We start from the raw sequence: 23,407 nt of genomic DNA on the forward strand, positions 1-23,407 counted from the left end.
GGACGGAGGCAGAGATGGAAACGGAACGTGAAGAACTGATCAAGGCGCGCGCACATCGGATCTGGGAAGATGCCGGGCGCCCCGAGGGGCACGAACAGGCGCATTGGCAGCAGGCCGAGGCCGAACTTGCATCCGAAGAAGGCGGTGTGACCCGCCCGGGCACCGGGTCGGAAACCCCGACCGCGCAGCCCATGTCGGATGTGAACGACACGCCGGGCACTGAATCCGGCGCCCCGAAGAAGCCGGGCAAGTAACTGCAAGGGCCGTCCCTCAGGGGCGGCCTTTCGCATTCAGGGCGACGACCGGACCGCCCGCCGCCCTTGCATCCTGATCGTCATGGGTGACCATCAGCGCCGGAATGCCGGCATTGCGCAGATGCGCGAAGGTGAAGCCGCGGATCTCGTCCCGCAGCGTCGCATCCAGCGCCGAGAACGGCTCGTCCAGCAGGATCGCCGCAGGTTCCGCCAGAAGCCCCCGCATCAGCGCCGCGCGCGCCGTCTGTCCGCCCGACAGGGTGGCAGGGTCGCGATCCGCCATGCCTGCAAGGCCCGCATCGGTCAGCGCGGCCTCGATCCGCGACCTGCGATCCCGGTGACGACGCGGCATCCCGAAGCCGAGGTTCTGGCCGACGCTCAGATGCGGGAATAATGCGGATTTCTGGAATATGATTCCGATATTGCGCTTCTCGGGGCGTTCCCGCGTCACGTCGCGGCCGTCCAGCACGATCCGGCCCGCCATTCCAAAGCCTGGCGCCAACTGACCCCCGATCGCGTCCAGCAGCGTGGACTTGCCCACGCCCGACGGCCCCATGACCGTCGTGACGCACCCCTTGGGCACCCGCAGGCTGAGCGGATCGAACAGGTGGGTGCCATCCGGCAGGGTCACGGCAAGATCGTTCAGTTCCAGCATGGCGTCATGCCCCTCTCAGTCCGCGGCGGTTGCGATGCAGATATGCCGGTATCACGAATGCGATCAGGAAACCCAGCAGCGGCAGCGCGGCCTGCATGGTCGCGACGACCCCGGTGACGCGCCTGTCGGATGATGCGGCAAGGGTCACGGCCTCGGTCGTCAGGCTGGGGATGCGACCCGCGCCCAGGAACAGCGTGGGCAGGTATTGCGCGACCGACACGGCGATGCCGATGGCCGCCGCCGTCAGGATCGGGCGCAGCATGACGGGCAGCCTCATCGCCAGAAGACGCCGCCACGGGCCTGCGCCAAGCGCCGAGGCCACGCGCAGATGTTGCGGATCCATCGCCCGCCAGGGATCGGACAGCGCAATCATCACATAGGGGAAGACGAAGATCACATGCCCCCAGACGATCAGCCACAGGCCGGGGGCAAGCCCTGCCTGCAGTGCGGCGGTGTTCACGCCATAGAGGAAACCGATCTGCGGCAGCAGCAACGGCACGAAGATCGCGGCCTCGGCCCAGGGTGCGCGACGCCCGGTGCGGGTTTCGCATTCCAGCCAGGCGATGGCGGCGATCAGGGCGATGGCGGTGCTGCCGCCTGCCAGCAGCAGGGTGTTCCACAGGGGTGTCGTCCAGCCGTCCAGCGACCGCGCCCATATCCGGAACGAGGGGTCCTGCGGCAGCAGATCGGGAAAGGGCCAGCGCCAAGCGACCGACCACATCGCCAACGCCGCCATCGCGGCAAAACCCGCAAGTGTCGCGGCAGTGGCGGTCCAGCGCAGCCCCGCCATCACAGGTCCGGCCCCCGGCGCGGGCGCCCCGCGCATCACCCAGGCACCGCCAAGGGACGCGGCGACGCGTTGGGTCAGCAGCAGAAGCCCTGCCGCCGCACCGACCAGGGCCAGCTGCACAAGGCTGCCGGCAGATCCGGCCAGAAGCCGCGACAGGTCCGGATCGGCATAATCGCGCGTCAGCAGCACCGCCAGCGTGGGCGGGTTCGACGGCCCGAGGATCAGCGCCACGTCCACCACCGACATGGAATAGGCAAGGACCACCAGCACCGGCAGGCGCATCAGCGGCCAGATCTGGGGCAAGATCAGCGCCAGCCACAACCGGCCCTCGGACGCGCCAAGGGCACGCCCCGCGCGCAGGTGGCGCTGCAGGGGGATCTGCGCGCAGGCCCCCATCATCATCAGCAGAAGAAAAGGGAATTCCTTGACCGTCAGCCCTGCGATCAGTGACAAGCCGAACGGATCCCCGATGCTGGCGATGTCGGGCGGGCGGTCCCAGCCGACGACCGGGGCGATCGCCCGCGCGATCCAGCCCGAAGGTGCCATGACGAAGGCCAGCCCGATGGCCAGCGCGGCATGGGGCATCGCCAGAAGGGGCGCAAGCAGCCTGCCGCCATGCCCCCGCCGGGTGATCGCCATGGCGCTGGCCAGCGCCAGCGCGAAGGACAATGCCGTAGCGGCGGCACCGGTGAACAGCGACAGCCAGACCGCGCGGCCGATACCCGGCGTGGCGGCCAGCGCCCGCAGCGGCGCAAGGTCCGGGCCACGGGCACCGATGGCCGGCAGGTGGCCCATCGCGGCAAGCGCCGTCTGCCACAGCCCCGCCCCGATCGGCAGCAGAAGCGCGGTCAGGATCAGCGCCGGAAGAATCCGGGCGGGCAGGATCCGGGCGGGCAGGGTCATCCGCCGTGGCGTTCCGCCCAGTCTTCGGTCAGGCGGGTCATCCAGCTTGCATCGGGTTCAGGCAGCGTCGGCCCCAGATCCTGCAGGTCGGGCAGGGCGGGCGCGGTGGGCAGTGCCTCGAACCGGGCCCGCGCCTCGGCGTCCAGCCGTTCGGGATCGAGGACCGAGAACGATCCCAGCACCTCGATATTCTGCATGTGGACCTGCGTTTCGGGCGCCAGAAGGAAATCCGCCACGACCTCGGCACCTTCGCGGTTGGCCGCGTTGAAGGGGATCGCCACGAAGCTGACATTCCCGATCGTTCCGCCTTCGGGCACGAAGACCCGCGCGGTTTCCGGCAGCAGCCCCTGTTCGACCTGCGCGGCGGCTGCGGCGGGGTCGAAGGACATGGCGATATCGACCTCTCCATCCGCCAGAAGCTGCTGCAGCACGGATTCGTTCTCGGGGAAGGCGTCGCCGCCACGCCACATGTTGGGACGCAGCGCGTCGTACCAATCCCACAGCGCCGCGGTCTGCGCGGCATAGGCTGCGTCGGTGACGGGGGCCTGCAGCGCCTGCCGGTCGGGGGCCAGTTCCAGCAGCGCCTGCTTGAGGAAGGTCGCACCCATGAAGTTCGACGGATCGGGATGCGTCATGCGCCCCGGATGGGCGGCGGCCCAATCGACGAAGCCCGCCATGTCCGCAGGCGGTTCCGGCACGCGTTCGCTGTCATGGATGAAGACGAAGCGGGACAGGCGCCACGCGCTCTCCATCCCCTCGACCGGGGTGGTGAAATCCAGCGCGGCCGGCGCGCCCTCGGACAGGTCGAGAAAGCGCGCATTCGGCAGGTCGTTCGCGAAGGGGCCGTGCAGCAGGTCCTGGTCCTTCATCGCGGCGAAGTTCGGGCCGTTGATCCAGATCAGGTCCACGGACCCGCCATCGGTCCGGCCCGCCGATTTCTCGGACAGGACGCGGGTCACGGCCTCGGCGGTATCGGTCAGCTTCACATGGACGACGGACACGCCGAAGCGTTCCTCGGTCTGCTGGCCGACCCAACGGATGAAGTCGTTGGTGCGCTGATCCCCGCCCCAGGCGTTCCAGTAGACGGTCTGCCCGCGCGCGGCCTGCAGCGTTTCGGTCCAGTCGGCCAGCGCGGGCGTGGCAAGAACGGCAAGGGCCATGGCAAGGAAGGATCTGCGCTGCATCAGCGGCTCCTGTTGTCGGGGGCGAAGGCGATCCAACCCTGGTGCCAGCGAAGGACGGTGGTGACGGTGCAGGCGGCCGCGAACAGCGTCGCAAGGAAGGGGAAGGCCTGCGGGAAGATGCAGATCAACGCAAAGAGGGCGATGGTCTCGAACCCCTCGGTCAGGCCGCCCAGATAGTAGATGCCCTTGGAGGGAAAGGCGGCGGCGGCCTGCCCGCGCTTGGCGGCGATGGCGGCAAAGGCAAGGAACGACGACCCCGTGCCCACGAAGGCCGCGATCAGCAGGGCCGCGGGCAGGGCGTTCGCGACCGGGTCGTAGATCGCGAAGCCCAAGGGAACCAGGGCATAGAACAGGAAATCCATCGCGATATCCAGAAATGCGCCCCGATCGGTGGGCCCCTGGATGCGCGCGACCGCACCGTCCAGCCCGTCCATCAGCCGGTTCGCCGCGATCAGCGCCAGTGCGACCAGGCAGAAGCCGGACGCCAGGGCCACGAAGCCCAGAAACCCTATGGCAAAGCCGGCGATCGTCAGCTGGTCGGCCCTGATCCCGCGCGCCGACAGGTATCGCGCGGCCGGGGCCAATGCGCTGCGCTGCGCGGGCAGGATCAGGGCGTCGATCATCCGCGCCTCCAATCGTGGAAACGACGTGCGATATCGGTCAGGCGCGGGTTCACATGCGCCCGGCGCCATTGGCCCGCGACCGATTTGTTCGCCTCGGCCAGGGTGGGATAGATGTGGATCGTGCCCAGGATCTTGGACAGGCCCAGCCCGTGCTTCATCGCCAGCACGAATTCCGCCATCAGATCGCCCGCATGGACGCCCGCGATGGTCGCGCCGATGATCTTGTCGCTGCCCTTGCGGGTCAGCACCTTGACGAAGCCCTTGGTCGCCCCGTCCGCGATGGCGCGGTCGGACCCCGACAGGTCGAAGCGCGTGACCTCGTAGGGGACGCCCTGTTCGCGGGCCTCGGTTTCCGACAGGCCCAGGCGCGCGATCTCGGGGTCGGTGAAGGTGGCCCAGGGGATCACCCGGTCGTCCACGCGCGAGGCGCGGATATCGCCGAACAGCCCGTTCACCGCCGCATAATAGGCCTGGTGGCTGGCGGTATGCGTGAACTGCCAGGGGCCCGCCACGTCGCCCGCGGCCAGGATGTTGGGGTGGATCGTCTGCAGATAGTCGTTCGTGTCCACGGTCTTGTCGGTGCCGATGCCCAGTTCCTCGAGGCCGATGCCCTTGAGGTTCGCGGCGCGGCCCGTAGCGGCGATGATCTCGTCCACGCGCAGGGTCCGGGTGCCGTCGGGGCCCTCGACCTCCAGCCAGGGGCCATCCTCGTCGCGGCCCGCGCGGACGGCCTTGTGGCCGGTCAGGACCTCGATGCCGTCATCGACCATGGCCTCGGTCACCAGCTCGGAGACCTCGGGATCCTCGCGGCCCAGGATGCGGTCCGACATCTCGACCTGGAAGACCTGCGCGCCAAGGCGGCCGAAGGCCTGTGCCAGTTCGGTCCCGATGGGGCCGCCACCCAGGATCGCCATGCGCGCGGGCACATGGTCGCGGTCGCGCAGCGCGCCCCACATCGTGTCCGAGGTCAGCACGCCCGCATCCTCGAGCCCGGGAACCGGCGGGATGATCGGGCGCGCGCCCGTGGCGATGACGATGGCGCGCGATGTCAGCTTGCGCGTCGAGCCGTCGTTCATCGCGATCTCGACCGTCCAGGGGTCGGTCAGGCGGCCGCGGCCCTTCAGAACCTCGACGCCCAGCCCTTCATAGCGTTCGACGCTGTCATGGGGCGCGATGGTGGCGATGGCGCCGTGGACGCGTTCCATCACCGCGCGGAAATCGACCTGCGGTTCGGTCGGCGCGATGCCATAGCTGTCGGCGCGGCGCATGGTACGGGCGACGGCGGCGCTGCGGATCAGCGATTTCGACGGCACGCAGCCGGTGTTCAGGCAATCGCCGCCCATCTCTCCGGCCTCGATCAGAGTGACCTTGGCCTTGGTCGCGGCGGCGATATAGGCGGTCACGAGGCCCGCGCTGCCGCCGCCGATGACGATCAGGTTGCGGTCGAAGGATTTCGGTTTCGTCCACTGGCTGTTCTGCTTGCGGCGGCGGACGATGCCCACGATGGCCTTGGCGATCCAGGGAAAGACGGCCAGAGCCGCGAAGGACGCGAGGATCCGCGGGGACACGATGCCCGACAGGCTGTCCAGGCTGGCAAGCTGCGTGCCCGCGTTCACGTAGACGGCGGTGCCCGCCAGCATGCCCAGCTGGCTGATGCCCGCGAAGGTGCGCAGGCGCATCGGCGTCAGCGCCATCAGCAGGTTGACCGCCACGAAGGGCAGGACCGGGATCAGTCGCAGCGAAAACAGGTAGAAGGCACCGTCACGCTCCAACCCCTCCTCGATCCGGCGCAGGCGGTCGCCGAAGCGCGCGCGGACCCAGTCGCGCAGCAGGTGCCGCGCCACGAGGAAGGCGATCGACGCCCCGATGGTCGATGCGAAGGACACGATCACCAGCCCCTGCCAGAAGCCGAACAACGCGCCCGCCGCCAGCGTCAGCCACACGGCCAGCGGCAGCGAGAGCGCAGTCACCGCGACATAGACCCCGAAGAACCCGGCCAGCACGGCCACGGGGCTGGTCTCTCGAAGGGTCTGGACCCGGTTCAGCTGGGCGCGGATGCCGTCCAGCGTCAGAAGGTCCCCCGGCAGCAGGAACGCGACGATCAGGATGCCGACGGCAAGCGCGGCGAAGATGAGGGGGCGTGACATGTGCTCGGTGGATCCTTTGTTGCAGGTGTTGCCCTGCTATTCGCGGGAAGGGGACGGATCGTTACACCACAGCATCGCGGCAGTGCGCGCGACGGATTGCAGCGCAATCGGTTTTTCACCTGCGCGGGCCTGTGTCATCAGCCCCCGCGCGGTCGCGGCGACCACGGGGGCCAGGGCTTCGGGTGCGGTCGCAAGCGTTCCGGGCGGAAACCGTCGCAGGCAGGTCAGGATGGCATCGTCCATCTGATGCAACCGCCTGCGGAATTCCTGCCGCAGGCCCAGATCGGCGCCCGCGGCCTCGGCCAGGACGCAGGCCACCAGGCAGCCGGGCGTCCGGGGATCGGCGGTGCCCAGATCGATCACCGCCAGCAGGAAACCTTCCAGGACCTTCGCGGGCGGTCCGGGACGTTCCAGCACGCGCAGGACGGCCGGAACGCGCAGCCGGGCGTATCTGTCGATCGCCGCCATGAACAGGCCGCGCTTGTCGCCGTGATCGCGATAGAGGCTGGCCTTGGGAACGCCCATCGCCTGGGACAGCCGCGCGACCGATGCCCCGTCATAGCCCTCGGCCCAGAAAAGCTTCATCGCCGTTTCCAGCGCGGCATCCGGATCGGTCCGGCGCGGGCGACCGGATTGGGGGGCTGTCGATATCATGGAACCGGAATAGCAGACCGACCGTTCTCAAATCAACGATGCCAACGATCGCAAGACCCCGAATGCCCCCCTTCACCGACTGCAGTTCAATCCGGCCAGCGATCCGCGATGGCCTCGGCCATCTGGGTCAATGTCGTCGTGCACAGAACGGGTTGCGGCACGCCCGGCGCGGGCAGGGGGGCGTTCGCCCCATGCGTGACCAGCGCCCCGTGCCCGCCAAGCGCCTGCAGCCCCAGCGTATCCCATGTGTGGCAGGCCACGAGGCACATGTCCTGAACCTTGCAGCCAAGGCGTTCGGCGACCATCCGGTATGTCTCGGGGGCGGGTTTGAAGCGCCCGGTGGGCTGCACGCTGAAGCGTTCCTCGAAGTAGTCGGCGAGCCCCGCGCGGGTCAGCCCGTCCGGCCCGTCCGAGGGGGGCGAATTCGTCAGCGTCACCATGCGGAAGCCCCGGTCGCGCAGCAGCGACAGCGCGTCTGCCGCGTCGTCATGGGCGGGCATGTGGCCGATGCCGTGGCGCAGTTCGGCCAGATCGTCATCGCCGATCGCGACACCCCTGATGTCGCCCAGCATCTGCAGGACGCCGCCTGCAAGGCTTGCGAAATCGCTGCCGACGCCCGCGATGGTCAGCGACTGGGAATAGAGCACGAGCTGCGCGAACCATTCGCGCATCGCGGCGCCGTCGCCGAAGATGCGCGCGAAGATCGGCGCAAGGCTTTCGAGATCCAGCAGCGTTTCGTTCACGTCGAAGACGAGGACGGGGCGTTCGGACATGGCATGACCTCCGGTAATTCAATCGGGATCAGCCTGCACCCTGCCACGTGGCGATACCAGCACGCGCGGCATCACTTCCACCTGAAGGAGCTGAAATGACCCATCAAACCCCCATGCCCGGAACCCAGGCCCCCGCAATCGAGGCGAAGGACGCCTCGGGGCAGCCCTTCCACCTGCCGGCCAGCGCCGGGGCCAAGATGTCGGTGGTCTTCTTCTATCGCGGCGTCCACTGCCCGATCTGCAAGACCCAGATCGAGGAGCTGTCGAAGCGTCAGGGCGATTTCCGCGAACTGGGCGTCGATGTGGCGGCCGTGTCGATGGATGACGACGACCGTTTCGCCCGTCAGCAATCCGAATGGGACCTGGGCGACCTGCCGGTCGGCCATGCGATGTCGGAGGCCTCGGCCCGCGAATGGGGTCTGTTCATCTCGGACAAGGCGCAGGACAGCGAACCCGCGCGTTTTGCCGAACCGGGCATCGCGGTGATGTATCCCGACGGGCGGATCTATTCGCTGTATTACCAGAACGTGCCCTTCGCGCGTCCGACGCTGGACGACCTCGTCAAGGGGCTGGGGTTCATCCTCAAGAAGGATTACCCGATCCGTGGCACTGCCTAAGGTTTATCCCGGCTGCCCAAAGGTTCGGCCGGCTATCCTTACGATAACCCCTACACCCATATGCGCCCCCGGCCTTTTCGGGCCGGGATGCGTATCATGCATCCCTGAACCCCGCCCGACGCGGCAATCGCCGCCCGCATAGAAGGAGGTAGGGATGAGCATCAGAATACTTCTTGCGGACGACCATGCGCTCGTCCGCGATACGGTCGGGACCTATCTGTCCGATTACGGGCAGGGCCAGGTCGTGGCCGCTTCGGATATCGAGGGGGTGAATTCGGCGCTGCAGGGCGGCGAATTCGACATCCTGCTGACCGATCTGCATCTGCCGGGCCTGGGCGGAACGCGCGGGATCCGCGAGCTGGTGCGCCGGGTCGCGCCGATGCCCGTGGCCGTGATGACCGGCTCGGCTCCCCCGAATGCCGCGCGCGACGTGATCGATGCGGGTGCGCGCGGGTTCTTTCCCAAGACCCTGACGGCAAGGTCGCTATCGGCGGCCATCGCCCATGTCGTCGCGGGGCAGATCTTCATGCCCTATGACGCCGCGGCACCGACCCATCATCAGATGCCCGACGCGAATGCGCTGTCCACCCGCGAGACCGAGGTCCTGAATGGCCTGTGCAAGGGCAAGTCCAACCGCGAGATCGCGACCGATCTGGGGCTGAAGGAAGTGACCATCAAGCTGTATGTGCGCACGGTCTGCCAGAAGCTGGGCGCCAAGAACCGCACGCAGGCGGCGCTGTTCGGACGCGATCGCCTGACGGCCTGATCCCCGCGACCACTGCGCCAATTCCGCAACGTCCCGTCACGGGGCGTTCAACGGGGCTTGGCTGAAATTCACTTCTGCGATAGGTGCGGCCCCGAAGCCAGCCAACGGTCGATACCGCAGCCAGCCATGCGACATAACCGTTGGAGGAACGCATGGCCGTTTCGCGCCTTGCCGCAGGGCTTCTCTGTGGCGTTTGTTTCCCGCTGTCCGTCCTCGCGCAGGAACCGGTCATGCTGGAAGGTATCGTGTTGACCGCCGAGGAACAGGCTGCCTTGGGCCGGGTCGAGATCGGGGCCGAGCGCCTCGAGGATGTGGCGAGCGGCAGCCTCGACGACGTCTTCGCCGAGGAACCGGCCGTGTCGGTCGGCGGTGGCATGCCCCTGACCGAACAGGTCTTCGTCAACGGCATCGACCAGCAGCAGCTGGCCGTCAGCGTCGATGGCGCCCCCCAGAACAACAGCCTGTTCCACCATACCGGCACGAACGTGGTCGATCCGGGCCTGCTGAAGGCCGTGCGCGTCGATCCGGGCGTCGCGGGGGCGGATGCCGGCCCCTATGCGCTGGCGGGCAGCATCGCCTACGAGACGAAATCGGCCATCGACCTGCTCCAGCCGGGTCAGAGCTTCGGCGGCAAGGTCGTGACGGGCTATGCCGACAACGGCAACACGGCCACGGGCGCGCTGACGCTCTATGGTCGTCAGGGGCCGGTCGATGCGCTGGTCTATGTCCGTCGCGACAGCGGTGACGATTACGAGGATGGCGCGGGCAACGAGGTCGCCAATACCGGTGCCGACCTGAACAGCGCCATGGTCAAGCTGGGCGCCGATCTGGGCGACTGGCGTGCAGAGCTGGGCCTGACCCGGATCGAGGACGACGCGCTGCGTCCCTATCGCGCGAATATCGATGGCGTCTTGGGTGGCACCAACGATCCCCGCCGCTACGAGCTGATCCAGACCACCGAGACGCTGAGCCTGAAGAAGGCCAATGACGGTGGCCCGTGGAACCCGGAATTCCGGCTGTCCAAATCGGAAAACGAGGTCAACACCTTCGATCTGGCGACGGACGGGGAAACCGATCCGGACTTCAACCTCGGGACGGCCTCGACCGTGTCGATGGTGGCGCAGAACGTCAACGAATGGAACGGGATCGAATTCACCACCGGCATCGACGTTCAGAACCGCAAGGGCGTCTATGACGGCCAGTATGGCGGGACTGATTACGGCTTCCGCGAGGATACCCACAATACCGGCATCTTCACCCAGGCGCGCGGCAGCGTGGACCGGTTCGATTTCGGTGCGGGCCTGCGCTATGACTGGAACGAGTTCACGGGTGCCAACGGTCAGCAGATCGACACCGACGGCGCAAGCGTCAATGCCAGCGTGACCTGGCATGCCACGAACGAGCTGTCCTTCTCGGGGGCCTACAGCTCGGTCTTCGGCGGGGTCGGCCTTGCCTCGGTCTATGACCTGTGGACGAATTATGCCGATGACGGCGCCTATGACGATCTGGAGGCGGTGCGTGCGCAGAACGCGATCCTGGGCGTCGCATGGGAACGCGGCGGCACGGTTCTTGGCGGCGATCTGTTCAGCACCAAGCTGAACAATGCGCGCAAGTATCTGGGCACCGTCGATGCCGAAACCGAGGGCTATCGCCTGTTCGTGTCGCAGGAATGGCAGGGCGGTTCGGCCTCGCTGCGCTATACCGACACCGATGTCGAGATCGACGGTTCGGGCACCACGACCTTCTATCTGCGCGATCTCGGCATGATCCCGGGCCGGATGCTGACGCTGCAGGTCAAGCAGGACGTCACCCCCGAGATCCAGCTGGGCGGCATCGTCGAACATGTCTTCGAAGAGGACGGGCAGGGCGACGCGACCAGCGATCTCGACCGTTATACCGTCGTGGACGTCTTCGCGGAATATGCGCCCGCGCAATACGAGAACGTCACCTTCCGCGCCGAGATCGGCAACCTGTTCGACCAGGACTATGTCGACCGGGCCAGCTATGGCGGCGATTACGACAGCGTGCTGGGTCAGTCCGAGCCGGGCCGCACGATCGCCATCTCGGCCAGCGTCAAGTTCTGATACGGATGCGATGACAGGAAGGCCCGGCAGAGCGATCTGCCGGGCCTTTCGCGTTCCGGCCTTACGCCGCGATGGTCAGTGATTGTCTTGCGCGGCGCAGATCCGCGGCCATGCGCGCCGCGGGCTTCGGTCCGAACCATTCGAGCGACGCGTCGAGGCCGCGCAGATGCGGCAGGACCTGATCGTAATCCACCGCGCCCTCGTGCAGGGGGCAGATGCCCGTCCTGTCGCCATTCGCATCGTGGATGTTGCCGGGGCGAAAGACCGTCAGCTCGCGCGCCGAGGTCACGTTCTTCAGATGGGCGTGAATGACATGCCCGTCCAGCGCCCGCAGCGCGACCAGCGGATCGCAGCCCGATTCCCAGACATGCAGCACGTCCAGATTGATGCCGACCGCCGGATGGTCCAGCGCGTCCAGCAGATCCGTGACCGGCCCCAGCCCGTCGGCCAGGGTCTGGGGATGGGTCTCCAGCGCGATGCGGATGCCGTGATCCGACGCGATATCGGCGCATATACGCAGATCGCGGATGATGCGGGCGCGGTGATCGGGGCGGACCAGCGCACTGTCGGTGCCGCCCGCAAACAGGCGCAGGCGGTCCGCGCCCCAGTCGCGGGTCAGCGCGACCAGCGCGCGGGCGTCCAGCACATCGAAGCCCGCATCGCCCACGGGCAGATAGCCCGCCAGCATCGGCACGCGGGGGCGCCGTTCCAGCGCGGCCCATTCATCCGCCAGCGCGCGGGCGTGGGGTGCCCAGATCTCCAGCCCGTCGAAGCCTTCGCGGGCGACATATCGCGCCAGATCGGCGGCGCTGACCTCCAGGTGACGGAAGGCCACGGAACATGCGTGGATCCTCATGCCGTGCCCCCCAGCCAACTGGCATGCCATTCGGCGACGGTCGTCTTGATGCCGCGTTCCAGGTCCGAGAGTTCCACCAGCATCCGGCGCAGGGCGTCCAGATCGTCGCCCCCGCGCGCGAAGGCCACGGCGCGGCGGTGCAGCGTGTTCAGCCCGCCATGCAGCGCCGCGATCCGGTCGCAGCATTCCTCGAAGGCGGCGTGGTTCGCGCCCTCGATATCGCCGAAGATCGCCAGCGCGTGTTCATAGGCGTATTTGCGGATCGCGATGACCGGCAGCTCGCGCAGGGCGGGTTCCAGATCGGCGCGGGGCAGGCGGGTCGCATGGGCGTCGATGATCGCGGCCAGGGTGTCGATCAGCGGCAGGTCGTCCGCGCGGAAGGTCGCCGCGAAGATGGCGGCGATGTCGTCGCGCGATGCGGGATGGGCATCCGCATTGTCGAAGGCGAAGCCGCCCGCTACGCTGTCGCGCAGGAAGGCGCGGCGCAGATCGCCCGCGGGGATCAGCCCCTCCCACCGGAAATCGGGGTCGCGCATCAGCCAGATCGAGGGGTCGTCCGAAGGCTCGATCAGGGCGTAATGCGGAAAGGGATCCTGCGCGAACTTGTTGTCCCGCTGCGGCAGCAGGAACATGTCGATCATCGGCATTACATAGCGACCGGGCCGCCATTCCGCGATCAGCCGGTCCAGCCGGGCAAGGTTCGCCTGCTTGGGCGCCGCATCGTCATGCCAGCGTTCGACCGTCACGCCGAACAGCCGCTTCATCCAGCGGCAGTAGAAGTCGTGGTCGATATCGTCGGCGTGATAGGACAGGCGCATCCGGTCATCGGTCACGACCTGCCCATCCCACAGCCCGACATAGAGCGGGCGGTGATCGATCCCGCCGCGATCCTTCAGCCCCTGGCAGAAGCAGCTGACGACGCAATGGACCTTGATGTCGATCGGCTCCTCCTCGGCGGGGGTGGCACCCGACAGGGCCTCGGCCAGGGCGCGGATGGTCAGGCCGGGGGCGCGGTCGAAGGTGTCCTCGGCCATCTCGATGCCGGCTTCTTCCAGGTGCAGCATCAGGGTCATCAGCTGCACGCTGTCCAGTCCCAGGTCATGGCCCAGCCGCGCCTCGGGGGCGAAGCGGTCCATGCGCGAACAGGCCATCGGCCCGGCAAGGATGCCGCGCAGGGTTTCCGTGACGGTTTCGGGGTTGGGAATGGGGCGGGGGTCGGTCATTCAGGCCTCCTCGAACAGGCGGGCGGCAAGGTCGCGGCGGGCGATCTTGCCGTTCGCGCCACGCGGCAGTGCGGGCAGGTGGACGATGCGCACGGGGCGCTGGCGGGGGGACAGGGCGCGGTCCAGATGGGCGCGCAGCGCGTCCTCGGATGCGGTGCCCGCGAAGGCCAGCGCCGGACGCTGGTTCGTGTCGGGATCGGGGATGGGGAAGGCCACGGCGTCGTCGATGCCGGGGCAGGACATGGCCGCGGTCTCGATATCGGCGGGGTGGATGTTGAAGCCCGCGACATCGATCACCTCGGCCTCTCGGCCAGCGAAGACCAGATGGCCGCGGCTGTCGATCACGCCCAGATCGCCCGTCGCGATGTCGTGGCCATCCGCGGTGACGATGACCGGCGCGGGCGTGTCGCTGCCCGCTGCGATGCGCAGATGGGGCAGGGGGGCGCCCATATCCTCGGGGGTGCGGGGGTCGGCAGCGATGGCGCAGCAGCCGGCCTCGGAACAGCCATATTGCTGGAACAGATGCACGCAGGCGCGGCGCAGCGCATCGAACCACGGGCGCGGCAGCACCGTCCCCGAGGACATGGCCGCATGGATCCCGCCCTCGCCCGCAAAGCGCGCCAGCACGTTCAGCAGCGGCGGCGCGGCATAGAGAACGGGCCGGTCCGTCGCCGCCAGCACCCGCAGAATGCGGCGCGGGTTCGCCCCGTCGATGACCACCGGCACATGGCCGCGCGCTTGTCCGACCATCACCCCCGCGATCAGCCCGTAGCTGTGGGTGACCGATGCCGCGATCACGGGGGTCATGTCGGCGGCCTCGGGGAAGGCGCGGATATAGGCGTCGATCTCGGTCGCGATCCGGGCCCAGCTGCGTTCGATGATCTTGGGGGTGCCGGTCGTGCCAGAACTGGTCTGGATCAGCACGCCGCCCGGCGCATGGGGGGCGTGCTGGTCCAGCACGATGATGCCCTGATCGGTCACCATCCGGTTGCAGCCCGACCGACGCGCCAGCGCCAGCGCGGCAGCGGGCGGCGTGTCGGCGGCGATCGGGTGGCAGGACGCCCCCGCGGCGCGCAGCTGCAGGATCGCGGCCAGCGCGCGTGCCTTGTCGGACAGGTGGACGCCGATGCGGGCACGGTCGGGGTCCAGGCCGCTCAGCATGTCGGGCATCTCGACCTCGGAGGGGTCGATCAGGCGGTCGTCGATGCGGAAACGGGTTTCGGTCATGGCGTGGTTCCTTCGGAGCGGGTTCGGCGCCGGGTGCACCCCTTCGCGGCCCAGAAGGCGCAGGGCGAGGGATTCGGCGGGAATATGGCGGGCATCGGTGGCGTAATCGGGCAGGGCGGGCAGGGCCTCGCGCGTCAGGGCCCAGAAGCGATCCTCGGGCAGGCGGCCCGTGCGGTGCAGGGCGTCGGCGATTTCCGAAAGGACGTGGACGACCAGGCAGTCCATCACCAGGGCGCGCAGGTCGGTGGCATGGCCCATGCGGTGATATTCGCCGGGCTCCGCGCCGTCGAAGACCGGGTCGATCGCGGCTAGGTCGGGCAGAAGGTCGGGGCGCGCCAGCAGTTCGGGCACGTATTCCAGGCTCTCGCTGAAATCGCGGGCGATCAGGCGGACGGGCCAGCCGTCGCGCATCTGGACGGCAAGGTTCTGGCCATGCGCCTCGAGGCCGATGCCGTGATGGCCCATCAGGTGCCAGACAGGGCGCAGCAGGCGCAGGAACTGCGCGATCCATGCCGTGATGCCATGCTGGCGCAGCCACGGGTCGATCAGCAGCCCGCCCGCCCCGTCGCCAAGCGACAGCGCGCTGACGGGGACGACATCTTCGGGCGGGGCCTCGCGCCGGATCGCGGCCAGCCTGCCGCCAAGCGCATCGGGCCGCATGATGACCGAGCCGTGTTCGCGCAGGATCGCCAAATCGGCCAGCGCCGGATCGGACGCCACCACCGCGCCCAGCCAGTCCGAGATCGCGGGCGCGACCGCCACGGACCAGGGCAGCAGGTTGCGCAGCGACGAGGTGACGCCCACCGCCAGCGACATCTTCAGATGGTCGCGCCCGTCCAGCGGTGCCAGCGTGCGCAGCGATGCGGTCGCCTGCATGTCGGGGCCGTCATCGGGCAGCAGTGTCAGGCTGCCATCCGCGATCATGGGGGCAAGGTCCGCCTGCAGGCGCTGCCATTGCCACGGGTGGACCGGGATCGCGCCCGCCGGGGCGAAGCCCTGCGCCACGTCGGTTCCCTGCCTGATCGCGCCTTCAGCCTGCAGCCACAGAGGTCGGATCGCGCGACCGCCCTCGGCGCCGAAGGCCAGGTTGTCGGCATCCGAAAACCCCGTGCGCGACTTGAAGCAGGGGTGATAGGGGTGCCCCTCGATCAGCGCGGATTCCAGCGCGGGGCCGCGCAGCAGATGGCGGTTCGCGGGCGTGGCACCCGCCTGTCGCAGAAAGGCCGCGCTGCGTCGCGCACCGTCCAGAAGCGCCGTCGCGTCATGTCCTGCGGCCCGCAATGCACGGTTCAGCAGGCCGAAGGTCAGGGGGGCGCCGCCCTCGGTCACCGGATCGGCCAGCAGCCTGACCCGGCCCGTGGCCTGTATGCGATGGGGCGCGCGGATCTGGACGCCGCCCAGGACCCAGCCGCCGCGCAGGGGGTGCAGGATGCCCTCGAAGGCCAGGGCCTCGACGGTCTGGCGCAGGGTGCGGGCTTCAGGCGACATCGACAAGGGCCTTTCGGGGTGCGAATGCGGGCAGGGGGTTGGGCACGCGAACCTGCGGCGCGCGTTCGCCGGGGATCAGCAGCTCGTCCACGCCGCCCAACTGCGTCAGCAGGTTGCCCTTGGCGGGCAGGTGGTCGTCGCGCAGCCAGCGGCGGATCAGGCGCGCGCCGTGGCCGGGCAGCGTATCCGCCAGGTCGGACAGGTGCCGCGCCAGCATCCGCAGGGCATCGTCTTCGCAAAGCAGGCGGTCGGCCGCCATGCGGTGGATCACCCCGAAGACCTGGTTCACGATCAGGGTATAGGACAGCGCATCCTCGGCCTCGGGACGGGCATAGGTCAGCTGCGGGATCGCCCGCATTTCAGGCGTGGCCATGTCGCGCACGACATAGAAGCCCTGGTTGTCGCGATAATCGCAGCGCATGGGCAGGCCCTGCGTCAGATCCAGCAGCGCGTTCTGCTGATGCGCCTCGAACGCGATACCCGTCCGGTCATAGAGCCGAAGGAGCGGCGCCACCGCGCAATCCAGATAGGCCGCGAACCAGTCGCGCGGATCGTGCCCCGCGACCATCCGCGCCAGCAGCGATTCCTGTCCGGGCAGGGGTGCCGCGCAAAGACCCGCGACCTGCATCACCGCGCCGCCCGACCAGGGATTGCGACGCAGGATCACCTCGAACCCGCTTTCGGGGCCGTCGCCCTGCAGGGTGGCCCAATGCGGGTCCGTGACGATGCGCATCGGCCCGAAGGCGGGCAGCGCCTCGACCATGCGGGCCATCAGCGGGCCGGTCAGCAATTCGTGGCGCTTGTTGATGCGCTGGCTGTTCGTGATCGTCACCGGCAGGGAGACCTTGACCTGCCACGGGCTGTCGGGATGCCACAGCGTGCGGACAGAGGACGTCGCGACCCATTCCGGTCCGACCGGCCCCAGGTCGCGGATGTGCCGCGCCAGTTCCGATGCCCGCAGGCGATCCCATGTCAGCGGGTGGGCGGGCAGCAATGCGCGCCCGGCTCCGGGGTCGATGTCGAAGCCCGGCAACTGCCGGATCGCGGCAGTGTCGGTCGCGCGGAAGATGGCCGCATCGACCGACAGCGCATGCAGGCGGACGCGGCCCTGCCAATCGGGGGTCATCGCGCGTTCCTCGGCATCGGTCATGCCGGTCAGCGCCTTGGGGCAGGGATGGATCCAATGCCCGAACCATGTGGCCTGTTCGGCCCCGATGAAGTCGGCCGAGGGCAGCTTGCCCGCGCGGACGGCCAGGATCGTTCCCATGCGAAGGCGGCTGTGTTCGATGCGATCCGCCAGCAGGTCGGCCTGACCCGGCCAGCGATCGCGGATCGCCTGGATGCAGATCCGCAACGCCTGGTCCGCGCTGATCGTGCCGGTGCCAAATCGGCATTCGCCGACAGGACCCGGACCGCAGCGCGACACGGCGCGATCGACACGCAAGGCGCCCAGGACGGCGGTGTCGCCCTCGGCCGTGACAAGATCTGTTTCGCGATGAAGGCAGGCAAGCAGCGCGCCAAGGCTGGCGCGGGCTGCCGTATCGGGGATGGTCATGCGGGCCTCGGGCAGGGTCGGTCGGAACCGATGGAAAACGTGGGCTCGCATGATGCTGGCTGCGGGTCGGATATCTTACCCGATCAAAACAGTCAACTTGTGGTGGCAAGGGCGAAACCGCCCCTGCCGCATTCGGTGTCGGATCAGAATTCCTGCGAGGTCGGACGCAGGACGATTTCGTTGATATCCACATCCGTAGGCTGTTCGATCGCATAGGCGATGGCGCGGGCGACGCTGTCGGCGGGGATCGCCTGTTCGTACAGCTTCTCGACCGCCTTCGCGCTCTGATCGTGGCTGGTGCCGTATTTCAGTTCGGATTCGACAGCGCCGGGCTCGATGCTGGTGGTGCGGATATGTTCGCCCACCTCGGCGCGCAGCCCGTCGGTGATCGCGCGGACGGCGTATTTCGTCCCCGAATACACGGTGCCGCCTGGGGCCGAGACCTTGATCCCCGCGACCGAGGACAGGTTGATGAAATGCCCCGACTGCTGCTTGCGGAACACCGGCAGCGCAGAGGCGATGCCATAGAGAACGCCCTTGATGTTGATGTCGATCATCTTGTCCCATTCGTCGACCTTGGTCTCGTCCAGGGGGGCGATGGCCATCAGGCCCGCATTGTTAATGATGACATCCATGCGTTCGAAGCGGTCGACGGTGCGGTCCACCATGGCCTGAACCTGCTGGCGGTCGGTCACGTCGGTCTGGACGACCTCGACCTCGGTTCCCTTGGCACGCAGCTCGTCGGCGATGGTCTCCAGCTTGTCCTGACGACGGGCGGCCAGGGTCAGTTTCGCGCCGCGCTCGGCCAGGTGACGTGCGGTGGCCTCGCCCAGGCCGCTGCTGGCGCCGGTGATCAGGACGACCTTGTTCTCGATGCTCATCTTCGTGCCTTTCGGAATCGTTTTCGCGGTTCGGTTCAGCATGTCGAACGGGCGCGGCAGGCGGATGGGTCCATCACGGGATCGCGTGTCTGCACAGACATTCCCCATTCGCGCCGGTCACGGGCAGGCAGCGCGCACAAATATCAGCCATTCGAAGAATACGGCGACATTTCCGCCACGCGGTTTTTGCGCGCGGGCAATTTTTTATCAAACAGTCAAAAAAACGGACAGCAGGAGACGTGACATGGAAATCGGCATCTTCCTTCCCATCGGCAACAACGGCTGGCTCATTTCCGAGAATGCCCCGCAATACAAGCCGACCTTCGAGCTGAACAAGGAGATCACCCTGAAGGCCGAACAGCACGGCCTCGATTTCGTTCTGACCATGATCAAGCTGCGGGGCTTCGGCGGCAAGACCGAATTTTGGGACCACAACCTCGAAAGCTTCACGCTGATGGCGGGGCTTGCGGCGGCCACCTCGAAGATCAAGCTGTTCGCGACCGCCGCGACGCTGGTCATGCCCCCCGCGATCGTGGCGCGCATGGCATCGACCATCGACAGCATCTCGGGGGGGCGCTTCGGGGTGAACCTGGTCACGGGCTGGCAGAAGCCCGAATACGAACAGATGGGCATGTGGCCCGGCGACGAGTTCTTCGGCACGCGCTACGGCTATCTCGAGGAATACGCCCAGGTGCTGCGCGACCTGTGGGAAACCGGGTCCTGCGACCTGAAGGGCGAACATTTCACCATGAACGACTGCAAGCTGTCGCCGCAGCCGCAGGCGGACATGAAGATCATCTGCGCGGGATCGTCCGATGCGGGGATGGAATTCTCGGCCAAGCACGCGGATTACAACTTCTGCTTCGGCAAGGGCGTGAACACGCCGCAGGCCTTCAAGGCGAACCCGGAACGCCTGATGGAGGCGACCGCCAAGACCGGCCGCGACGTCAAGACCTATGCGCTGTTCATGATCATCGCAGACGAGACCGACGAGGCCGCCCGCGCCAAGTGGGAACATTACAAGGCCGGCGCCGACCAGGAGGCGCTGGAATGGCTGGGCCTGCAGGCCGCAAGCGACACGAAATCGGGCAAGGACACCAATGTCCGCCAGATGTCGGACCCGGTATCCGCCGTGAACATCAACATGGGCACGCTGGTCGGATCCTACGAGACCGTGGCCCGGATGCTGGACGAGGTGGCCGAGGTGCCGGGCACCGGCGGCGTGCTGCTGACCTTCGACGATTTCGTCAAGGGCGTCGACGATTTCGGCACCCGCATCCAGCCGCTGATGAAATCCCGCAACCCCGTCAAGCTGGCGGAAACCGCATGAGGACCAGCATGGAGATCACCGCAACCCCCGAGAATGTCAGCTTCGATCCGTCCGAGACCGCGCTGATCGTCGTGGACATGCAGAACGGCTATGCCACCAAGGGCGGCTATGTCGATCTGGCGGGCTTCGATTTGACCGGCGCGCGGTCCTGCATCGACAATATCGGCAAGGCGATCAAGGCCAGCCGCGATGCCGGCGTGCAGGTCGTCTTCCTGCAGAACGGCTGGGACCAGGGCTATTCCGAGGCCGGCGGCCCGGCATCCCCGAACCTGGCCAAGTCGAACGCGATGAAGACCATGCGCCGCCGTCCCGAATTGTGGGGGCAGCTGCTGGCCAAGGGCGGCTGGGATTACGACATCGTGGACGAATTGCAGCCGCAGGAAGGCGACCTGCTGGTGCCCAAGCCGCGCTACTCGGCCTTCTTCAACACCTGGCTGGACAGCGCGCTGCGTTCGCGCGGCATCCGCAACCTGGTCTTCACGGGCATCGCCACGAATGTCTGCGTCGAGAGCACGCTGCGCGACGGCTTCCACCTGGAATATCACTGCCTGATGCTGGACGACGCCACGCATCACCTGGGCCCGCAATACGTGCGCGACGCCTCGGTCTACAATGTCGCGACCTTCTTCGGATGGGTGGGCATGACCGGAGATTACTGCAGCGCGATCACCGCAAACCAACAGGAGAGCACGAATGCCTAAGACCCCGATCATCCCCGAAGGCAGCGGCAAGCCGCTGGCACCGTTCCTGCCGGGCGTCCTTGCCGGCAACACCGTCTTCGTGTCCGGCACGCTGCCCTTCGACAAGGAGAACAACGTCGTCCATGTGGGCGATGCGGCAGCCCAGACCCGTCACGTGCTGGAGATCATCAAGTCGGTGGTCGAAAAGGCCGGCGGCACGATGGACGACGTGGTCATGAACAAGATCTTCGTCACCGACTGGGCGAATTACGGCGCCGTCAACGAGGTCTATGCCGAGTATTTCCCCGGCGACAAGCCTGCGCGGTATTGCGTGCAATGCGGGCTGGTCAAGCCCGACGCCCTGGTCGAGATCGCGACCATCGCGGTGCTGCCGGAATGAAGTATCGGCTGGAGGCATGCGGGCGCGAGGGCGCCCGCACGCTGGTCCTGTGTTCGGGATTGGGCGGGGCGGGCGGCTACTGGTCGCCCCATCTGGGCGCGCTGAAGGCCATGGGCTTCGATCTGCTGATCTATGACCAGCGCGGCACGGGCGCGAACACCGAGGCGCTTGGTCCCACCACCATCGCGGACATGGCCGATGACGTGCTTGCCGTCTGTGACGCGGCCGGGGTGGACCGCTTCGATCTGCTGGGCCATGCGCTGGGCGGGCTGGTGGGCTTCGATCTGGCCTGCCGCCCGGACAGCCGGCTGGACCGGCTGGTCGCGATCAACGCATGGGCACGGATCGACCACCATACCGCGCGCTGCTTCGACATCCGCATCGCCGCGCTGGACGGGCAGGGGCTGCCCGCATTCGCGGCGCTCCAGCAGAACTTCCTCTATCCGCCGTTCTGGATCAGCGCCAATCCCGACCGCATCGCCGCCGACGAGGCGCATGCGGTCGAACATTTCGCCGGACGCCGCAACCTGATCGCGCGCATCGACGCGCTGCGGGGCTTCGCGCTGCCCGATTGGCCGCAGGACGGTCCGCGCGTACTGCTGCTGGCTGCGACCGACGATGCGCTGGTCGACGTGGCCCAGAGCCACCGCCTGGCCGCCCTGATCCCCGGCGCGCAGCTGATCGAATATCCGCAGGGTGGACATGCCCTGAACATCACGGTCCAAGACCGTTTCGAACATGATCTGAAAGGTTTCCTGACCGATGACCGATAACACGACGCTCGATGCGCCGCTGACGCAGGCCGCGCTGGACCAGCTGTTCTACGAGGCCCGCAGCCAGAACGGCTGGCAGGATCGCCCCGTCCCCCCCGAGATGCTGGAGAAGCTGTGGGAGATGGCCTCGCTCGGGCCGACCTCGGCCAATTGCGAACCGGGCCGCTTCATCTTCCTGACCACCCCCGAGGCCAAGGAACGCCTGCGCCCGCATCTGTCGCGCGGCAATACCGACAAGACGATGACCGCGCCCGTGGTCGTGCTGGCCGCCTTCGATACCGAGTTCTACGAGAAGCTGCCGCAGCTGTTCCCGCATGGCGATGCGCGCAGCTGGTTCACCTCCAGCCCCGACCTTGCGCACGAGACCGCGTTCCGCAACGGGACGCTGCAGGCGGGTTACCTGCTGCTGGCGACGCGCGCCCTGGGGCTGGATGCAGGTCCGCTGTCGGGCTTCGATGCGGATGGCGTCAATGCCGAGTTCTTCGCCGAAGGCACGTGGAAGGTGAACTTCGTCATCAACCTGGGTTACGGCGATCCCGCGAAGGTCTGGGACCGCCTGCCGCGTCTGCCCTTCGCCGAAGGCTGCGAGGTGCTGTGATGGAACAGGCCGATTTCCGCAACGCCATGGCACGGATGGCGGCGGGCGTGAAGGTCGTGACCTCGGACGGGCCGGCGGGCCGCACCGGGTTCACGGCCACGGCCGTCTGTTCGGTCACCGACACGCCGCCGCGTCTTCTGGTCTGCCTGAACGGGGGGTCGTCCTCGCATCCCTTCGTGACCGGGAACGGGCGCTTCTGCGTCAACGTCCTGGCCGAGGGGACCGAGGATGTCGCCACCGGCTTCGGCGGGGCCCTGCCGCGCGAGGAACGATTCACCCGCGGGTCGTGGTCGCGGACCGAGAATGCCCAATGGGCGCTGGACGGTTCGGTCGCCAGCTTCGACTGCGTGATCGCCGAAACCTGCAACAGCGGCAGCCACACGATCTTCATCGCCGATGTGATCGGCTGCCGGACGGGCGATGCGGCCCGCCCGCTGATCTATGCCGACCGCGTCTTCACCACCATCGCAACGGAGCCCGAGAATGCTTGACGCCAATGCCGCCCCCGCCCGCTATGCCTTCGTCAAGGCGAACTGGCATGCCGACATCGTGTCGCAATCGCTGACGGGCTTTCGCGATGCCATCGGCGAGGGCGCGCAGATCGATGTCATCGACGTTCCCGGCGCGTTCGAGATGCCGCTGATGGCCAAGCGCCTGGCCGCGACCGGCAATTACGACGCGGTCATCTGCGCCGCGCTGGTCGTCGATGGCGGCATCTACCGCCACGATTTCGTGGCACAGGCCGTGGTCAGCGGGCTGATGCAGGCGGGGCTGGACACGGGCGTCCCCGTCCTTTCGGTATCGCTGACGCCGCATCACTTCCAGGAAACGCCCGAACATACGGGATTTTTCCGCGACCACTTCGTCCGCAAGGGCCGAGAGGCCGCCATGGCCGTCCGCCAGCTTCAGTCCGTCACCGCCTGACCGACGAAAATACCCGCTTGCG

The 23,407-nt window shown here is 67.6% G+C and carries 23 protein-coding genes; 11 read left to right on the forward strand and 12 right to left on the reverse strand.

What is annotated here, in order from left to right; translation table 11 throughout:
* The first annotated feature begins 14 nt into the window (after positions 1 to 14).
* On the forward strand, positions 15 to 254 hold the full coding sequence (locus KO490_RS00275; protein ID WP_216017395.1) for a DUF2934 domain-containing protein: 240 nt from the start codon (positions 15 to 17) through the stop codon (positions 252 to 254).
* A gap of 16 nt (positions 255 to 270) precedes the next feature.
* On the opposite strand, the gene KO490_RS00280 is transcribed toward KO490_RS00275, so the two are convergent.
* The 7 genes from KO490_RS00280 to KO490_RS00310 form a co-directional block, all read right to left on the reverse strand.
* Positions 271 to 909, reverse strand: a complete 639-nt coding sequence (locus tag KO490_RS00280; protein ID WP_216017396.1) for an ATP-binding cassette domain-containing protein — start codon at positions 907 to 909, stop codon at positions 271 to 273.
* A 4-nt stretch (positions 910 to 913) separates the two neighbouring features.
* Positions 914 to 2,602, reverse strand: a complete 1,689-nt coding sequence (locus KO490_RS00285) for an ABC transporter permease (RefSeq protein ID WP_216017397.1) — start codon at positions 2,600 to 2,602, stop codon at positions 914 to 916.
* Positions 2,599 to 3,786: an ABC transporter substrate-binding protein gene (locus tag KO490_RS00290; protein ID WP_216017398.1), complete on the reverse strand. Its 1,188-nt coding sequence runs from the start codon at positions 3,784 to 3,786 to the stop codon at positions 2,599 to 2,601. The genes KO490_RS00285 and KO490_RS00290 overlap by 4 nt, the downstream gene beginning before the upstream one ends.
* Positions 3,786 to 4,409 (reverse strand): CDP-alcohol phosphatidyltransferase family protein, encoded by a 624-nt coding sequence (locus KO490_RS00295; protein WP_216017399.1) that lies wholly within the window; start codon positions 4,407 to 4,409, stop codon positions 3,786 to 3,788. The genes KO490_RS00290 and KO490_RS00295 overlap by 1 nt, the downstream gene beginning before the upstream one ends.
* The gene (locus tag KO490_RS00300) at positions 4,406 to 6,556 is read right to left on the reverse strand and encodes an FAD-dependent oxidoreductase (protein ID WP_216017400.1); all 2,151 of its coding nucleotides are present in this window, start codon (positions 6,554 to 6,556) and stop codon (positions 4,406 to 4,408) included. Before KO490_RS00300 ends, KO490_RS00295 begins: the two co-directional genes overlap by 4 nt.
* A 36-nt stretch (positions 6,557 to 6,592) precedes the next feature.
* On the reverse strand, positions 6,593 to 7,141 hold the full coding sequence (locus KO490_RS00305; protein ID WP_216017401.1) for a TetR/AcrR family transcriptional regulator: 549 nt from the start codon (positions 7,139 to 7,141) through the stop codon (positions 6,593 to 6,595).
* Positions 7,142 to 7,296: 155 nt separating this feature from the next.
* On the reverse strand, positions 7,297 to 7,983 hold the full coding sequence (locus KO490_RS00310; protein WP_216017402.1) for a haloacid dehalogenase type II: 687 nt from the start codon (positions 7,981 to 7,983) through the stop codon (positions 7,297 to 7,299).
* A gap of 95 nt (positions 7,984 to 8,078) precedes the next feature.
* Between KO490_RS00310 and KO490_RS00315 the strand changes: the two genes are divergently transcribed.
* The 3 genes from KO490_RS00315 (at position 8,079) to KO490_RS00325 (ending at position 11,450) form a co-directional block, all read left to right on the forward strand.
* Positions 8,079 to 8,600, forward strand: coding sequence for a redoxin domain-containing protein (locus tag KO490_RS00315; protein ID WP_216017403.1), 522 nt, complete (start codon positions 8,079 to 8,081; stop codon positions 8,598 to 8,600).
* 154 nt (positions 8,601 to 8,754) lie between these two features.
* Entirely contained in the window at positions 8,755 to 9,366 is a 612-nt protein-coding gene (locus KO490_RS00320; protein WP_252726916.1) for a response regulator transcription factor, read from the forward strand.
* A gap of 230 nt (positions 9,367 to 9,596) precedes the next feature.
* Complete coding sequence (locus KO490_RS00325; RefSeq protein ID WP_216017404.1) at positions 9,597 to 11,450, forward strand: TonB-dependent receptor plug domain-containing protein; 1,854 nt, start codon at positions 9,597 to 9,599, stop codon at positions 11,448 to 11,450.
* Positions 11,451 to 11,511: 61 nt separating this feature from the next.
* Here the strand turns inward: KO490_RS00325 and KO490_RS00330 are convergent, their stop codons facing one another.
* The 5 genes from KO490_RS00330 to KO490_RS00350 form a co-directional block, all read right to left on the reverse strand.
* Positions 11,512 to 12,306 (reverse strand): sugar phosphate isomerase/epimerase, encoded by a 795-nt coding sequence (locus KO490_RS00330; RefSeq protein ID WP_216017405.1) that lies wholly within the window; start codon positions 12,304 to 12,306, stop codon positions 11,512 to 11,514.
* A complete protein-coding gene (locus tag KO490_RS00335) occupies positions 12,303 to 13,529 on the reverse strand; it encodes a DUF6005 family protein (RefSeq protein ID WP_216017406.1) in 1,227 nt (408 codons plus the stop codon). Before KO490_RS00335 ends, KO490_RS00330 begins: the two co-directional genes overlap by 4 nt.
* Positions 13,530 to 16,244, reverse strand: a complete 2,715-nt coding sequence (locus tag KO490_RS00340) for an IucA/IucC family protein (RefSeq protein ID WP_216017407.1) — start codon at positions 16,242 to 16,244, stop codon at positions 13,530 to 13,532.
* Positions 16,234 to 17,799, reverse strand: coding sequence for an IucA/IucC family siderophore biosynthesis protein (locus tag KO490_RS00345; protein WP_216017408.1), 1,566 nt, complete (start codon positions 17,797 to 17,799; stop codon positions 16,234 to 16,236). Before KO490_RS00345 ends, KO490_RS00340 begins: the two co-directional genes overlap by 11 nt.
* Before the next feature lie 143 nt (positions 17,800 to 17,942).
* Positions 17,943 to 18,680: an SDR family oxidoreductase gene (locus KO490_RS00350; protein WP_216017409.1), complete on the reverse strand. Its 738-nt coding sequence runs from the start codon at positions 18,678 to 18,680 to the stop codon at positions 17,943 to 17,945.
* A 244-nt stretch (positions 18,681 to 18,924) separates the two neighbouring features.
* Between KO490_RS00350 and rutA the strand changes: the two genes are divergently transcribed.
* From rutA to KO490_RS00385, 7 genes are read left to right on the forward strand one after another with little or no spacing between them, the layout of a single operon-like run.
* The gene (gene rutA / locus KO490_RS00355; protein ID WP_216017410.1) at positions 18,925 to 20,010 is read left to right on the forward strand and encodes a pyrimidine utilization protein A; all 1,086 of its coding nucleotides are present in this window, start codon (positions 18,925 to 18,927) and stop codon (positions 20,008 to 20,010) included.
* Between the two features lie 8 nt (positions 20,011 to 20,018).
* Positions 20,019 to 20,711, forward strand: a complete 693-nt coding sequence (locus KO490_RS00360) for an isochorismatase family protein (RefSeq protein ID WP_216017411.1) — start codon at positions 20,019 to 20,021, stop codon at positions 20,709 to 20,711.
* The gene (gene rutC, locus KO490_RS00365; RefSeq protein WP_216017412.1) at positions 20,704 to 21,090 is read left to right on the forward strand and encodes a pyrimidine utilization protein C; all 387 of its coding nucleotides are present in this window, start codon (positions 20,704 to 20,706) and stop codon (positions 21,088 to 21,090) included. Before KO490_RS00360 ends, rutC begins: the two co-directional genes overlap by 8 nt.
* Entirely contained in the window at positions 21,087 to 21,863 is a 777-nt protein-coding gene (rutD, locus tag KO490_RS00370; protein WP_216017413.1) for a pyrimidine utilization protein D, read from the forward strand. Before rutC ends, rutD begins: the two co-directional genes overlap by 4 nt.
* The gene (locus KO490_RS00375) at positions 21,853 to 22,461 is read left to right on the forward strand and encodes a malonic semialdehyde reductase (RefSeq protein WP_216017414.1); all 609 of its coding nucleotides are present in this window, start codon (positions 21,853 to 21,855) and stop codon (positions 22,459 to 22,461) included. Before rutD ends, KO490_RS00375 begins: the two co-directional genes overlap by 11 nt.
* Positions 22,461 to 22,952: a flavin reductase gene (locus tag KO490_RS00380; RefSeq protein WP_216017415.1), complete on the forward strand. Its 492-nt coding sequence runs from the start codon at positions 22,461 to 22,463 to the stop codon at positions 22,950 to 22,952. The genes KO490_RS00375 and KO490_RS00380 overlap by 1 nt, the downstream gene beginning before the upstream one ends.
* Entirely contained in the window at positions 22,945 to 23,385 is a 441-nt protein-coding gene (locus tag KO490_RS00385; RefSeq protein ID WP_216017416.1) for a 6,7-dimethyl-8-ribityllumazine synthase, read from the forward strand. The genes KO490_RS00380 and KO490_RS00385 overlap by 8 nt, the downstream gene beginning before the upstream one ends.
* The last annotated feature ends 22 nt before the right edge of the window (positions 23,386 to 23,407 follow it).

The sequence above is a fragment of the Paracoccus sp. C2R09 genome (genome assembly GCF_018860625.1).
In the GTDB taxonomy this organism is placed as follows: domain Bacteria; phylum Pseudomonadota; class Alphaproteobacteria; order Rhodobacterales; family Rhodobacteraceae; genus Paracoccus.

Excerpts from the sequence above, each read along its gene's own strand:
- KO490_RS00275 (WP_216017395.1), top strand. The coding sequence starts at position 15 with ATGGAAACGGAACGTGAAGAACTGATCAAGGCGCGCGCACATCGGATC.
- KO490_RS00280 (WP_216017396.1), bottom strand. The coding sequence starts at position 909 with ATGCTGGAACTGAACGATCTTGCCGTGACCCTGCCGGATGGCACCCAC.
- KO490_RS00285 (WP_216017397.1), bottom strand. The coding sequence starts at position 2,602 with ATGACCCTGCCCGCCCGGATCCTGCCCGCCCGGATTCTTCCGGCGCTG.
- KO490_RS00290 (WP_216017398.1), bottom strand. The coding sequence starts at position 3,786 with ATGCAGCGCAGATCCTTCCTTGCCATGGCCCTTGCCGTTCTTGCCACG.
- KO490_RS00295 (WP_216017399.1), bottom strand. The coding sequence starts at position 4,409 with ATGATCGACGCCCTGATCCTGCCCGCGCAGCGCAGCGCATTGGCCCCG.
- KO490_RS00300 (WP_216017400.1), bottom strand. The coding sequence starts at position 6,556 with ATGTCACGCCCCCTCATCTTCGCCGCGCTTGCCGTCGGCATCCTGATC.
- KO490_RS00305 (WP_216017401.1), bottom strand. The coding sequence starts at position 7,141 with ATGAAGCTTTTCTGGGCCGAGGGCTATGACGGGGCATCGGTCGCGCGG.
- KO490_RS00310 (WP_216017402.1), bottom strand. The coding sequence starts at position 7,983 with ATGTCCGAACGCCCCGTCCTCGTCTTCGACGTGAACGAAACGCTGCTG.
- KO490_RS00315 (WP_216017403.1), top strand. The coding sequence starts at position 8,079 with ATGACCCATCAAACCCCCATGCCCGGAACCCAGGCCCCCGCAATCGAG.
- KO490_RS00320 (WP_252726916.1), top strand. The coding sequence starts at position 8,755 with ATGAGCATCAGAATACTTCTTGCGGACGACCATGCGCTCGTCCGCGAT.
- KO490_RS00325 (WP_216017404.1), top strand. The coding sequence starts at position 9,597 with ATGCTGGAAGGTATCGTGTTGACCGCCGAGGAACAGGCTGCCTTGGGC.
- KO490_RS00330 (WP_216017405.1), bottom strand. The coding sequence starts at position 12,306 with ATGAGGATCCACGCATGTTCCGTGGCCTTCCGTCACCTGGAGGTCAGC.
- KO490_RS00335 (WP_216017406.1), bottom strand. The coding sequence starts at position 13,529 with ATGACCGACCCCCGCCCCATTCCCAACCCCGAAACCGTCACGGAAACC.
- KO490_RS00340 (WP_216017407.1), bottom strand. The coding sequence starts at position 16,244 with ATGTCGCCTGAAGCCCGCACCCTGCGCCAGACCGTCGAGGCCCTGGCC.
- KO490_RS00345 (WP_216017408.1), bottom strand. The coding sequence starts at position 17,799 with ATGACCATCCCCGATACGGCAGCCCGCGCCAGCCTTGGCGCGCTGCTT.
- KO490_RS00350 (WP_216017409.1), bottom strand. The coding sequence starts at position 18,680 with ATGAGCATCGAGAACAAGGTCGTCCTGATCACCGGCGCCAGCAGCGGC.
- rutA (WP_216017410.1), top strand. The coding sequence starts at position 18,925 with ATGGAAATCGGCATCTTCCTTCCCATCGGCAACAACGGCTGGCTCATT.
- KO490_RS00360 (WP_216017411.1), top strand. The coding sequence starts at position 20,019 with ATGGAGATCACCGCAACCCCCGAGAATGTCAGCTTCGATCCGTCCGAG.
- rutC (WP_216017412.1), top strand. The coding sequence starts at position 20,704 with ATGCCTAAGACCCCGATCATCCCCGAAGGCAGCGGCAAGCCGCTGGCA.
- rutD (WP_216017413.1), top strand. The coding sequence starts at position 21,087 with ATGAAGTATCGGCTGGAGGCATGCGGGCGCGAGGGCGCCCGCACGCTG.
- KO490_RS00375 (WP_216017414.1), top strand. The coding sequence starts at position 21,853 with ATGACCGATAACACGACGCTCGATGCGCCGCTGACGCAGGCCGCGCTG.
- KO490_RS00380 (WP_216017415.1), top strand. The coding sequence starts at position 22,461 with ATGGAACAGGCCGATTTCCGCAACGCCATGGCACGGATGGCGGCGGGC.
- KO490_RS00385 (WP_216017416.1), top strand. The coding sequence starts at position 22,945 with ATGCTTGACGCCAATGCCGCCCCCGCCCGCTATGCCTTCGTCAAGGCG.